11 protein-coding genes and 1 pseudogene are annotated in these 13,022 nt (G+C 66.9%); 4 read left to right on the forward strand and 8 right to left on the reverse strand.

What is annotated here, in order from left to right; genetic code table 11:
* Positions 1 to 128: pseudogene (locus tag JDV09_RS25800) on the reverse strand (IS5 family transposase); the annotation flags it as partial.
* 119 nt (positions 129 to 247) lie between these two features.
* Between JDV09_RS25800 and JDV09_RS25805 the strand changes: the two are divergent.
* A complete protein-coding gene (locus JDV09_RS25805; RefSeq protein WP_221371980.1) occupies positions 248 to 1,933 on the forward strand; it encodes a GMC family oxidoreductase in 1,686 nt (561 codons plus the stop codon).
* A gap of 71 nt (positions 1,934 to 2,004) precedes the next feature.
* Here JDV09_RS25805 and JDV09_RS25810 read toward each other — a convergent pair whose 3' ends face one another.
* The gene (locus JDV09_RS25810; protein ID WP_221371981.1) at positions 2,005 to 2,571 is read right to left on the reverse strand and encodes a dihydrofolate reductase family protein; all 567 of its coding nucleotides are present in this window, start codon (positions 2,569 to 2,571) and stop codon (positions 2,005 to 2,007) included.
* A 947-nt stretch (positions 2,572 to 3,518) separates the two neighbouring features.
* Between JDV09_RS25810 and JDV09_RS25815 the strand changes: the two genes are divergently transcribed.
* Complete coding sequence (locus JDV09_RS25815; RefSeq protein ID WP_221371982.1) at positions 3,519 to 4,265, forward strand: SAM-dependent methyltransferase; 747 nt, start codon at positions 3,519 to 3,521, stop codon at positions 4,263 to 4,265.
* Between the two features lie 139 nt (positions 4,266 to 4,404).
* Here the strand turns inward: JDV09_RS25815 and JDV09_RS25820 are convergent, their stop codons facing one another.
* Both JDV09_RS25820 and JDV09_RS25825 read right to left on the reverse strand, forming a co-directional pair.
* Entirely contained in the window at positions 4,405 to 4,800 is a 396-nt protein-coding gene (locus tag JDV09_RS25820) for a type II toxin-antitoxin system VapC family toxin (protein WP_221371983.1), read from the reverse strand.
* Positions 4,801 to 4,826: 26 nt separating this feature from the next.
* Positions 4,827 to 5,066, reverse strand: a complete 240-nt coding sequence (locus JDV09_RS25825) for a type II toxin-antitoxin system Phd/YefM family antitoxin (RefSeq protein WP_221371984.1) — start codon at positions 5,064 to 5,066, stop codon at positions 4,827 to 4,829.
* 206 nt (positions 5,067 to 5,272) lie between these two features.
* On the opposite strand from JDV09_RS25825, the gene JDV09_RS25830 reads away from it, so the two are divergent.
* On the forward strand, positions 5,273 to 6,205 hold the full coding sequence (locus JDV09_RS25830; RefSeq protein WP_221371985.1) for a serine hydrolase family protein: 933 nt from the start codon (positions 5,273 to 5,275) through the stop codon (positions 6,203 to 6,205).
* 137 nt (positions 6,206 to 6,342) lie between these two features.
* Here the strand turns inward: JDV09_RS25830 and JDV09_RS25835 are convergent, their stop codons facing one another.
* Entirely contained in the window at positions 6,343 to 6,759 is a 417-nt protein-coding gene (locus JDV09_RS25835) for a hypothetical protein (protein ID WP_221371986.1), read from the reverse strand.
* A gap of 375 nt (positions 6,760 to 7,134) precedes the next feature.
* On the opposite strand from JDV09_RS25835, the gene JDV09_RS25840 reads away from it, so the two are divergent.
* Complete coding sequence (locus tag JDV09_RS25840; RefSeq protein ID WP_221371987.1) at positions 7,135 to 7,506, forward strand: hypothetical protein; 372 nt, start codon at positions 7,135 to 7,137, stop codon at positions 7,504 to 7,506.
* Positions 7,507 to 7,516: 10 nt separating this feature from the next.
* Here the strand turns inward: JDV09_RS25840 and JDV09_RS25845 are convergent, their stop codons facing one another.
* From JDV09_RS25845 to JDV09_RS25855, 3 genes are all read right to left on the reverse strand, one after another.
* On the reverse strand, positions 7,517 to 9,745 hold the full coding sequence (locus tag JDV09_RS25845) for an MMPL family transporter (RefSeq protein ID WP_221371990.1): 2,229 nt from the start codon (positions 9,743 to 9,745) through the stop codon (positions 7,517 to 7,519).
* A gap of 7 nt (positions 9,746 to 9,752) precedes the next feature.
* On the reverse strand, positions 9,753 to 11,465 hold the full coding sequence (locus JDV09_RS25850) for an ABC transporter ATP-binding protein (RefSeq protein ID WP_221371988.1): 1,713 nt from the start codon (positions 11,463 to 11,465) through the stop codon (positions 9,753 to 9,755).
* A 3-nt stretch (positions 11,466 to 11,468) separates the two neighbouring features.
* Positions 11,469 to 13,022: SDR family oxidoreductase (locus JDV09_RS25855; protein WP_221371989.1), on the reverse strand; the 1,554-nt coding region annotated here is incomplete at its 5' end.

Below are 13,022 nucleotides of genomic sequence, written 5' to 3' on the forward strand. Positions count from 1 at the left end.
CGCCACGCGATCCCTTCCAAGATCAACCGGTGATCGCTGAATCTGTTGCCCCGCTTACCTACATCCGAGGGCATAACCGACTCGACGGCCGACCAGAACCCATCAGAAATCACACCCATCCGCGTCACGGTCACAATCGTCGCCGGTCAAGGCGCGAATATTACGGAGACACGCCCTAGTCTCCCGACGAAGACGGTCATCGCACGCCAGGACACGCATTCGACGCCATGGAGGAACGATGCCGGTAATGAGCCCCATCGCCGAATTCGACTTCGTCATCGTGGGGGCGGGCAGTGCGGGCTGCCTGCTCGCCAACCGGCTCAGCGCCAACCCCGATCACCGGGTGCTCTTGATCGAGGCGGGCGGCAAAGACAATTGGTTCTGGATCAAGGTCCCGGTGGGCTACCTGTACACCATTGCCAACGCCCGCACCGACTGGTGCTTCACGACCGAGGCCGACCCGGGGTTGGCCGGCCGCAGCATTCACTACGCGCGGGGCCGCGTGATCGGCGGCAGCTCGTCGATCAACGCCATGATCCACATGCGCGGGCAGGCCTCCGATTACGACCTGTGGGCCAAGGCCACCGGTGACGAGCGATGGCTCTGGGGTGGCCCGGATCGTCCAGGCGAGACACTGGCGATCTACAAGGGGTTGGAAGACTACTTCGGCGGAGCCGACGACTGGCACGGCGCAGGTGGCGAGATCCCCGTCGAGAGGCCGCGGGTCCGCTGGAAGATCCTGGACGCCTGGCAGGCCGCCGCCGTCCAGGTGGGCATTGCTCCGATCGACGAGTTCAACCGGGGAGACAACGCCGGCAGTGCCTACTTTCATGTCAATCAACGGCGTGGCCGTCGCTGGTCGATGGCCGATGCTTTCCTGCATCCCGTCGCCCACCGACCGAATCTCACCGTCTACACCCAGACCCAGGCCTTGCGGCTGCTGATGGATGACCAGGTCCACGAGGATCAGCGTCGCGCTGCCTGGACCACGGCTGCGCACCGCGCCACCGGTGTGCGGCTGCTCAAAGACGGCCACATCATCGACGTCCAGGCCCGCAGGGAGGTGATCCTCAGCGCCGGAGCCATCGGGTCGCCGCATCTGATGCAGGCCTCGGGTCTGGGCCCGGCCGGGCTGCTCAGCCGGCATCACGTGCCGGTGGCCGTCGATCTGCCGGGAGTGGGTGAAAACCTCCAGGACCACCTGCAGCTGCGAACGGTCTACCGGGTGCGGGGTGCCCGGACCGTCAACACGCTGTACCGCAATTGGATCACCCGTGCGGGCATGGGACTTCAGTATTTGTTCCTGCGGTCGGGACCCATGACCATGCCGCCCTCCACGCTGGGCGCCTTCGCCAAGAGCGACCCCACGCTGGCCAGTCCCGATTTGGAGTGGCATGTGCAGCCCCTGTCTTTGCCGAAGTTCGGCGAACCCCTGCACCGTTTCGCAGCGATCACACCCTCGGTGTGCAATCTGCGACCCAGCTCGCGTGGCCACGTGCGGATAGCGGGTGCTGATCCGCTGACAGACCCGAAGATCTTCTGCAATTACCTGTCCACTGACACCGATCGTCACATCGCCGTGCGTGGCCTCCGGATGACCCGGCAGATCATGGCGGCGCCGTCCCTGGCCCGCTACCGCCCGGAAGAGTTGCTTCCGGGCCCGCAACTGGTGAGCGACGAAGACCTGCAGCAGGCGGCCGGTGAACTCGGTACGACCATCTTTCACCCGGTGGGCACCTGCGCGATGGGAGCCTTCGACGCTCGCGGCCTGCCGCGGTCGGCCGCCACGGTGCTCGACACCGACTGTCGCGTGTACCGCGTCGCCGGCCTCCGAGTGGTTGATGCCTCGGCGATGCCCACCATCACTTCCGGGAACACCAACGCGCCGGTCATGCTGATCGCAGAGCGCGCAGCGCGGGCGATCCTGGGATGAGTCGGTAACTTGGCGCCGCTTGACGAGTGGTGTGTTTCGCCGCGCATCCCGTCACCTGGCTGCGTGTCCGATCAGTCGTGTTTCGCCTCGTAGCGCAGCAGGACCGTGCCACCGGGGAAGGTGCGGTTCTCCAGCAGCCGCAGCGAGATCCATGACGGCAGTGTCGGGAAGAACGGGGTGCCGCCGCCTACGGCGTTGGGCGCGAACACGATTCGATACTCATCCACCAGTCCGGCCTGCACGATCGGTGCGGCCAGCGTAGCCCCGGCCACCTCCAGCCTGCCGTCGGTCTCGGCTTTCAGCTTCGTCACCACTTCGACCGGGTCGCCGCATTCCAGGGTGGAGTTCCAGTCGACGGACTCCAGGGTGCGCGAGAACACGACCTTGGGCATGTCGCGCCAGATTCGGGCGAAGTCGACGATCAGAGGGGTGGCGTCCGGGGCCTTGTCGGCAGTCGGCCAGTACGCGGACATCAGTTCGTAGAGCCGCCGCCCGTAGAACGACAGGGCGGTCTCCCGCTCGAAGTCGTTCCAGTACTGGTGCAGTTCTTCGCTCGGGTCGGACCAGTCGATGTTGCCTCGTGCATCGGCGATGTATCCGTCCACCGACACGTTGAAGCCATAGATGAGTTTGCCCATGCCGATCAGACTGCACCGGTGAGCAAGACTCATCGCGACGCCACACAAGGTGTTGTCAGAATCCTTTGGTGGCCAGGACAAAGGCCCCACTCCCCTGCGGGCTTGTTCGTCATGGCTATTCGGGGATCTCTTTTGAAGTCTGCAGGTGAGCACACGAACAACGTTTTCGTCGTATCGCCAGGTCGGATCCTGCTACACGGTCACTGCCCGGAAGGCCTCGGTCAACCCCGCTAACGGTGCCCCACCCCGGTGTCCACATCTCGATCCTTGCACCATGGGTAATGCGAGGCGTGCGCCGGAATCGAATACGGCGGTAACACTCATACCTGGCCAAGCGGCCGACAGGCGTTGGAAACCGGATTCCAGTAGTTTCCGGCCCCGCAGTCCGGCGGGAACGGGGCGGCCGGCGGCCTGCAGACATTGGCGACCGGGTCCCACCAGTAGCCGTTCTGGCAGTTCAGTGGTGTCGACGCGACCGGCGGTCGACACACGTTGGCGACCGGGTCCCACCACTCGCCATTGCGGCAATCGAGCGGTTGCGCTGAGCCGGTTGCCGGGACCAGCAGCGAAAGAGCGGCGATTGGCGCGAAAGCAGCAGTGAGAATTGTCGAACGACGAATAAGCCTTCTCATGTTTTCAGCCTGCCCCTCATCGACGAGATTCTCAATCCTCCGGACGCAGGGTGAATCCGGTCGGCACGCAGCCGAAACAGCCACTCGGCACCCGGGCCTGAGAACATCGGTCCCGGCCGGGCCCGCAGAAAATGCGTGGTGCGCGAAGCGGGGTCGGTAGTAGCCTCACGGGCTGCTCCTGCCCATCCTCCCGGTCGCATTCGGCGAGCGGGGCGACTACCGAAGGTTGATGCCAGATGGCTGTCCCGGTGCCGGTGAGCGGATCCGTCCGCTCGCAGGCCGACAACTTCTGGAACCCGGGTAAGGAGCACCGTCATGTTCGACCTTCGTCTCTTCTCCATCCGTGAATCCCGCCACCGCATCCACAATCCACTGACTGACCGGCAGCTCGCCGATTTCGGTACCGCACTCGGCCTACCCGCCGGAGCGTGCATCCTCGACCTGGCCTGCGGTTCCGGAGAGCTGCTGTCCACCTGGGCGCGGGACCACCGGATCACCGGGCTGGGCGTGGACCTCAACCCTGATTTCATCGCTGTCGCCAGGGCCCGTGCCGAGGAGCTCGGTGTGAGTGACGCGCTGCGATTCGTCGAGGCTGATGCCTTCGGCTACGTCCTCGACGAGCCCGTTGACGTCGCGGCGTGCGTGGGCGCGACGTGGATCGGCGGTGGGGTGCCAGGCACTCTGGACCTGCTGAGCCGGAGCCTCAAGCCCGGTGGGATGCTGCTGGTCGGTGAGCCGTACTGGCGCACCGTTCCAACCACTCCCGAGATCCTGGCCGGGTGCGGGGTGGAGTCTGCCGAGGACTACCTGACCCTGCCGGATCTCTTGGCTTCGTTCGGAGCGCAGGGCTTCGATGTGGTGGAGATGGTCTGCTCGACAGAGGAGTCCTGGGACCGCTATCAGGCTGCGCAGTGGTTGAACATGCGCCGCTGGATCGACACCAACCCGGGTCACGAGCTGCACGACGAGGTCCGCCGGTTGCTGGCGACCGAGCCGCAGCAGTACGCGGCGTGCACCCGCGCGCATTTCGGATGGGGTGTGTTCGCGCTGATCGCGCGATAGCCGACGAGCCACGGATGGGGAGCAACAGTCATCGGTCAAGTCCGCCGTATTACACTGCTGCCGTGAGGATTTCATCTGGAGCATGCGTGCAGCCGGCGGGGTGCGACGGTCTGCCACCTTCGAGACATGGCGCGGTGGATCAGTGATCTGGGTGGGTGACCTCACGCAGGTCCAACTGAGGTATCCCGGAGAAGTCGCCGGGGTTGCACGTGTACAACGGCACACCGTGTGCGACGGCACTGGCCGCGATGAGCGCGTCGTAGGCGCGCCCGACCGGTTTGCGGCCCGATGTTCGCAGCGCGGCGGCGACGCCCCCGAACGCCCGCGCACTCTCGGCGTCGAACGGAAGGACTTCGAAATCCGCCTCCGCCTGCTGCAGGTGTTGCTGCCGTGCGCTGCGTTCGGCATCGGTCCGGGCGACATGCGGTCCCACGGACAGCTCGGCGAGGGTTATCGCGCTGATCACGGATTCGATCGGTAGCTCATCCGGATCCGCCAGCCGGCCGAGCAGAATCACCGTTGACGTGTCGAGCATGCCTCTCGACTGCCCGACCGACCCCTTCACAGCGATGGATCGATCACGCTGTCCACATCAGAGCGCAATGCCTCCACGTCAACCCGCGGCAGGTTCCGGCGACGGCGAATCAGCTCGGACGGGCTGACGCTGCGACGCGGAAGCGGGCTCAACTCTGCCACCGGGGTGCCATCACGCGTCACCACGATCCGCTCACCGCGCTCTACCCTGCGCAGCACTTCCCCACCGTGGTTGCGCAGGTCGCGAACGGTCACCACCTCGGTCACATGCAAATCGTATCACCGGTGAGACACACCGCCACACAGGGTTGACGGCAAGCCCCTCCGAGCGTTGTCGTCCGCAAGCGCCACCTGGTCCAGATGCCCGGAAGTCTGACTCGGTTCAGCATCAGACGGTCCGGTCGGGCCGGTTAGGCTGGATCACCGCTGGGCGCAGCTTCGGTCTCAGCTCCCCTGACTCATTCGGAGGACTTATGTGGCGGCAGCTGTCAATGCTGGCCTCGACGAGCATGGCCATCCTCGGCGTGGCGATGCTGGTCGGTGGTTGTGAGGCGCAGGTCTCCGGAATGCCCCCGGGCGCCGGGAGCGCCCCCCAGGCGACGGGTGTGGCCCCGCCGGCCACAATGCCGGTGCCGCCGCCCCAGGCTCCGCCCGCCCAGCCGGTGGCGTCATTCGACGGACTCGACGCCCGCACCCGTCAAGCCACCGCCGACGCGGCCGCGGCCGGGGCCACCATCGAGGTCGAGGTACTGGACCGCAACACCGGTCAAGTCGTCTCGAACGGTGTCACTCGGCCCTTCCCGGTCGCGTCCGTGGTGAAGCTCTTCATCGCCGATGACCTGCTGCTGCAGGAATCGAAGGGCGAGACGCAGCTGACTGCGGCAGACCGCGAGTCGCTCAAGATCATGTTGCGCTCCTCCGATGATGGTGCGGCCCAGACCTTCTGGGACCGCAGTGGAGGAAACGCCATCATCGGGCGCATCGTGGCGCGATACGGGTTGACGGGCACTACGGGGCCCTACAACGGGCACTGGGATGTCACCCAGAGCACCGCAAGCGACCTCGTCCGCTACTACGCCATGCTGTTGGACGGCCGCGGCGGGCTGCCCGCCGCACAGGCCAACGTCATCATGAGCAACCTCGCGCAGTCCACACCGACGGGAACCGACGGCTACCCGCAGCGCTTCGGCATCCCGGACGGACTCTACGCCGAGCCGGTCGCGGTCAAGCAGGGCTGGTTCTGCTGTTGGAACGGCGCCAACCAGTTGCACGTGTCGACCGGCGTGATCGGACCCGAACGCCGCTACGTCATGGTGATCAGCTCTCTGCAACCGGTGGGCGCAGCCGCCGCGCGCGACACCGTTACGCAGGCCGTCAAGACGATGTTCCCGGGCGGCCGAATCTGAGCGCCGCTGGGCCCGCTGCTCCCGAGAACGCTTCGCTCAGAGATCGAGGACGATCCGCACGCCGCGTCGACCCGACGTGTCGGGCGTCACCGCATCGTTGCCGACCGGGCCACCGAGGAGTATCGGGTCGCGTAGGTCTAGCCGTTGGGGCAGTTGGTCGTTGGCAGAAAGAGCGACCAGCACCACCCGGGCGGCAGCGGCGGTGTCAGGCTCGGCGCCGGCGCAGGCGGGGCCGGCGGAACCTCTCCTTCGAAGATGTTCGACGCCACGTTGCCCTGCCCGTGGTAGACGTACCAGTACGTGTGGCACGCGTTGTTGTCCCAGACCACCGGGTTCACCCTGAGATTCCCGGTTTGCACCGCAGGATCACCGGGGCACCAGCGACAGGGGCCTTCCGGGCTGTTCTCCGGGCACCCGGGCCAGCTGTTCAGCGGCACCGGTCCGCCTGGCAGCGCTGCCGCTGTGCCACCGGCCATGCCCAAACCGGCCAGCGCAAGACCGGCCGACAGCGCCGCCGCCGTGGCGAACCTCATGCCCGTGGAGGTGATGTTCACGGTCTTCGTCCTTTCGCTCGTGGGCGAACGACTTTTCCTGTCTTTCGCTCCGGGTGCCCTCGGGGTTACCCGGGTCCCTGGGCAAGTGCACTGGGTCAACCGCACTACCGATCCCAAGAAGCGCCCCCGAAGCTGTGACTCAACGCTGAAATTGCGTCGAGAAGCTCAGCAGACCCACAGCTTGCGCTGCGCCCACCCTGACATAGGCGGCGCACAGTGGATCCTGCGACAACAGAGGACGTGGCCAAAGGAGGTGCCTCCTCATGCGAGAGCTGGTGTTTCTCGATACCGAATGCACCGGTCTGCAATTCGACGCAGACAGCCGTTCGCCGGCCGGTTTGCCGTCACGCCGAAGGGTCGGAATCGCGTCTGCACATGTTCGTCGAGCACGACCCGGCGAAGGCAGTCCGTCTGCCCGAACCGTTCTACTCCGACTACAACGTGCGCTGTCCGGTTGATTCGGCCGATCTCGTGCCGCAACGGAAGGCGGCCATGAAGATCGCCGAATTCGTTGGGTACGAGGCGATCGTGATCGGCGCCGTGCCGACCTCCGACAGCCACCGTCTTGCCGTGCTGTTCGATCGGCACCAAATGCGCACACCGCCCTGGCTCTACAGCGTGGTCGACGTCTGCGCCCTTGCCGCCGGCCGGTCGTGCGCGCAGGGCGAGCTGGTCGAGTTTCCGGTGTGCGTCGATCGGGTGGCCCAACGGCTAGGCATTGATCCCCGGCCCGCGCAGCGGCCCTGAGGCAGGAAGCTCAGCTGGTGCCCAACCGATGATGCAGGCGGGCAAGCGGCCCGGGCGCCCACCAATTGATCCGGCCCAGCACGTGCATGAATGCCGGCACCAGCACCATCCGCACCAGCGTCGCATCCACGAAGACCGCCATCGTGAGACCGAACCCGAACAACCGCATGAACGACACCTGCGCCGCCATCAGCGCCGCGAACGAGATCATCATGATCAGCGCCGCCGCAGTGATCACCTGCCCGGTATGGGCCACCCCGAGTGCGACACTTTCGCCGTTGGCGTCGGCCCCGCGGTCAGACGCCAGCCAGTACTCCCGGATCCGGGAGAGCAGGAACACCTCGTAGTCCATCGACAGGCCGAAGGCGATGCAGAACAGCAACACCGGCAGCTGAACCCCCAGGGTGCCCGTCGCAGCGGTGCCCAGTCCTCCGAGATGGCCTTCCTGAAATACCCACACCAGCGCGCCGAACGCCGCGGTCAGCGACAGCGTGCTCATCACCACCGTCTTGAACGGCAGCACCGCGCTGCCGGTGAGCAGGAACACCAGCACGAGGGTGATCACCGCGATGAGCGCCAGCGCGAGCGGTAGGCGGGTCGTTATCGCGTGCACGCTGTCGCGGTTGCTCTGCGCCACTCCCGTCAGCTGCACCGGCTTGCCGCCCGGGACCGCGACGTCGAACAGCCGGTCGAGCTGGGTCTGCGACGCCGCGGAGTACAGCGGCGCGGTGGTGCTGACCGTCACGAAGGCGCTGTCGTCCGTGATCGCCGAGGGTGCCGAGGTCGGCCCCACCCGTGCCCCGCCGGCGTAGGTGCCGCCGGGCGCCGACACCGCCGCCACATCCGGCACCCGCGACAGGTCGGCGGCGTAGCCGTCGATATCGGCCGCGTTCAACCCGGTCGCGTCCGGCAACACGACGCTGATCGGGGGAATGCCGTTGCCCGGGAAATCCTTGCGCAGCTGATCGCCGACCTGGCGGGCCGACGCCGAGACGGGCAGTATCCGGTCGTCGGCGAACCCCCACCGGACGTCCAGAAACGGTGTGCCGAGCAACAGCAGTAGTGCCGTGACGCCGACACCGATCGGCACCGCGTGGCGCATCACGTATTTCGTCCACCGGTACCAGAAGCGCTGCTCGACCGCGGCCGTGCCGGGTTCCTCCTGGGGCCGCGCCGCCACGCCCCAGAGGATCCGGCGTATCCGCCGCCGAGCCGCCGCCGAGTCGAGCCGGTCGCCCAGCAGGACGATCGCGGCGGGCGTCACGACGATCGCCGCCACCGCGGCGAACGTCACGACCGCGACCCCGGCGTAGGCCAGGGAGCGCAGAAAGTACTGCGGGAACAGCGCCATCGTCGACATGCACAGCGCCACCGTCATCGCGGAGAACACGACGGTACGACCGGCGGTGGCCATCGTGCGCACCAGGGCCGCGTCACGAGTCGGCTCCTTCGCCAACTCGTCCCGGAACCGGCTGACGATCAGCAGGGTGTAGTCGACGGCCAACGCCATGCCCATCGCGACGCTGAGGTTCAGCGCGAAGACCGACACGTCGGTGAACAGCGAGATGAGCCGCAACGACGCCATCGACCCCACAATCGCGAAGATGCCGACGCCGACCGGAAGTGCTGCCGCGGTCAGGCTCCCGAACACCCACAGCAGCACCACGAAACTCAGCGGCAACGCCAGGGATTCCATCAGCAGCAGATCTCGCTGGGTCTGCTCGTTCACCTGCAGGTTGACGATCGCTTCCCCGCCCACCCGCACGGTGACGCCGGGGTGCTCCTCCCCCGCGATCGAGTCGGCCAGCTCGTTCGCCGTGACCGGGGCGTCGTTCCGATCGCCAGCGATCGCGGCGGTGATCAGCCCGGTAGACCCATCGGCGCTCAGCATCGACGGCGCCGCCGCAGGCGCCGCGGTCCAGAAGGATCGAAGTTGCCGAATGTGCGGCGATTGCTTCAGTCGCTCAACGATATCGGTGGCAGCGCGGCTGGCCGCGGGCCCCCGCGCACCGCTGTCGGAGCTCACCGTGACGAGCATTCCCATGTCGCCCTGGTCGAACTTCCGTGAGAGCAGAGCCGACGCCTGCGACGAGTCGGCGGCGGGATCCAGTCCTCCCCCGGACGACAGGGACTTGCCCACCGGGACGCCGAAGACGGCGGCACCGACCATGAACAGAGCCGCGACGACGAGTACCCGGCGTGGGTGGTCGATCGCGAGTCGAGCGATACCGGCAAGCACCGGGCGCCTAATCACGAGCGAGTTCGTGCTCGATGAGCTCGCGGTAGGCCGGCATCCGCAGGAGCTCGTCGTGTGTGCCGGACGCCTGGATCCTGCCGTGCTGGAGGACCAGGATCTGATCGGCGTTCGTGACGGTCGAGAGCCGGTGCGCGATCACCAGCACGCTGCGCCGGCCCCGGGCCTGCAACAGATTCCTCATGACGTCGTACTCGTTGGCGCGATCCAGATGCGCGGTCGGCTCGTCCATCAGGATCAGTTCGGACCGCGACAGAAATGCCCGGGCCAGCGCCAGCCGCTGCCGTTGTCCGCCCGACAAGCTGCGTCCGCGGTCCAGTACGGCGGTGTCGAGTTGATTTGGCAGAGAGGCGATTTCGCCGGCGATGCTGGCCTGCTCGAGTACCCGCCACAGGTCCCCGTCCCCGGCGTCGGGATCGGCGATCAGCAGGTTCTCGCGGATCGTTCCATGCAACACCGGAGCGTCCTGCTCGAGAAGCCCGAGCCGGTCGCGGAGATCCCGTAACCGCAGGGTCCGCACGTCGCGGCCCTCCCACCTGACGACGCCGCCGGCCGGATCGTGAAAACGGCACAGCAGTGCCAGAACCGTGGACTTCCCCGCTCCTGACGGTCCGATCAACGCGGTGATCTGATCGCGAGCGAGCGTGAAAGAGACACCGTCGAGAACCGGGGCCGCGCCGTAGCGGAACGACACCGTGTCGAATTGGACCAGCGGCGCGGTGTCATCGACGTCGGGAGGTGCTGCGACCGTGGCGGCGGTCGTCTGCGTGAGGGGTTCGCTTTCCGGTAGCTCGTGCAGTGTGGCGGCCAGATGCTGATGAGCCCCGGCGGAAGTCCGCAGCGTCGCAAGGGCACTGAACGCCGCGGTGACGGGAAAGACCGCATACAGCGCGAAGGCGAACAGGCTGACGAACTGACCCACAGACAGGCCGCCGTCGGCGACCCGGCGCCCGTCGATGACCATGATCGCCAGAAACGATCCGGTGACGCCGAACCGGACGATGCCGATGCTCAGCGCCGTGGACGAGGCGATGTGCAGGCCCGACCGGTAGGCGGCGTGTGCGCTGCCACCGATGGATCGCACCTCGCGGTCCTCGGCGCCGAACAGCTTGATCGTGCGTGCCGCGCCCAGCGCCCTGTCCAACCCCGCGGTGTAGTCGCCCAGGGCGTCTTGGCGGTCGACGGATGCCCGCTGAATCCGGGACAGGAACAGGTTTCCGATCGTGAAGGCGACCGCCATCACGACGATGACGATCCCGAGGGTGAGCGCGTCGATGGCCAGCATGAAGATTCCGGCGCCGAGCAGTGTCAGGAATCCGAACACGATGTCGCCGAGGGCACGCGGCATGCCGCCCACCAGTGCGGTGTCGCTGGCACCGCGGGCCAGCAGATCCCCGCTGCGGGTCTGGTCCAACAGCCCGACGGGCAGGCGCACGACACGCTCGGTGAAATCGGACCGCAATTCGAGCACGACCCGCTCCCCCACCCGGTCCAACTGGAAATGGCCCAGCGACTCCAGCAGCAGCTGCGCCGCAAGCAGGGACAGCAGGACGACGGCCGAGACGAGAATCGGTGAGCCGACCGCCGCTCGATCGACGAGCGCTCCCGCCAGCAACGGCTGCACCAGGATCAGCGCTGTGGTCGCGGCCAGCAGGAACACCCCCAGGCTCATCGGCGCCCAGTGCGCGCGAAGCAATGTGAGCATGGCCTAGAGCAGTCCCAGCAGGCGTAGGTCGGTCGCGTACTTGAGGATCATCGGTGCGCTGACCTTCGGGATGTCCGGGGTGTTCTTGTCGGGACCGAGCTTGGCTTCCCGCACTGCGGCGCGGAAGCGGTCGGTGGGACCATAGGCCCCGAGTGTCGGTGTGAGAGGTCGCGGTTCGCGGGTACCGCGCACCGCGAGCATCGGCAGAACAGAATGGCGGCGTTGCCGCTCCGGTAACGCCCGCAGACGCTCCTCTAACCGTGTCAGCCATTCGGTGAAGTCGCCGACGCGCTGGATCGGGTGGCCTGCCTCGATCAACCAGTCGACGTACTCGTCGAGACCGATCCCGTCGTCGTGCGGGTTCATCACGTGGAAGGTCTGGAATCCGTCGACGATGTCGGCCCCGAGCGCGGTGATCGCCTCGGCTACGAACTCGACCGGAAGGCCGTCGAAGTGGGCCCGCTGCCGATGGCCCTCGTCGTCGAGCTCATAGAAGGATCTCGGTGCGATGCCGGTGGCCAGGATGCTCAACGCCATCCGGGTCACCGTGTCCGAAAGGTTCAGCTGTCCCGCATAGGTGGTGTCGGCCAGGAGCATGTCGCAGCGGAACACCGCCACCGGCAATCCGCACAGGTCATTGGCTTCGCGCAGCAGCACTTCGCCCGCCCACTTGCTGTTTCCGTAGCCGTTGGCCACCCCGGCGTCGACGGTGCGGGTCGACCCGACCACGCGGATGTCGGCGTCTTCGGTGAAGTGCCCCGACACCACCTGATCGCCGACGTTGGCCGTCGACACGTAGAGGAACTGCTTCAGCCGCCCGGTGACGGCCAGCCGGATCAGCTCTGCGGTGCCGACGACGTTGGGCCTGAACAGATCCCGGTAGGGCAGAGCGCCGTTGACCACCGCGGCGGCGTCGACGATCGCGTCCACACCGGCAGCCAGCCGCTTCCAGGTCTGCGGATCGAGACCCAGGTCGGGCTCGCCCTTGTCGCCTGCGATCACCTGCAACCGGCCGTCGGCCAGTGCGCGGTAGTGCTGCAGCAGTGCCGGGTCGCCGCTGTCGAACGTCTCGTCGAGTCGGCGTCGCGCATCCTCATCCGTGTCCGCGCGCACCAGGCAGATCAGCGTGCCGTCGACGAGATCCAGACGCTCCAGCCATTCCAGGACCAGGTAGCGTCCCAGGAACCCGGTCGCCCCGGTCAGCAGCACGCAGCGTGTTTCGGCGCCGGGACCGCGCAGGTTCGGTGCGGCGTGCAGAGTCGGGCCGTCGATGAACTTGTCGAGCGTGAGCTCGGCTGCGTGTAACACCGCGACATCGTGATGGACCCGGCTGTAGAGCGGGTCAGCGGGCTCGGTGTCGGCGTCCAGCAGCTGCGCCAGTGTGGTGATGGTGGGTGTGTTGAACAGGGTGCGTACGGTGTGGTTGGTGGCGAAGGTGGTGTTGATGGTGGTGATGGCGCGCATGGCGGTCAGGGAGTCCCCACCGAGGTCGAAGAACGAGTCGTGGGCGCCGACCCGGTCGATGCCCAGGACCCGGGCGAAGATCGCGGCCAGGAG

The sequence above is a fragment of the Mycolicibacterium xanthum genome (assembly GCF_019710635.1).
GTDB lineage: Bacteria > Actinomycetota > Actinomycetes > Mycobacteriales > Mycobacteriaceae > Mycobacterium > Mycobacterium xanthum.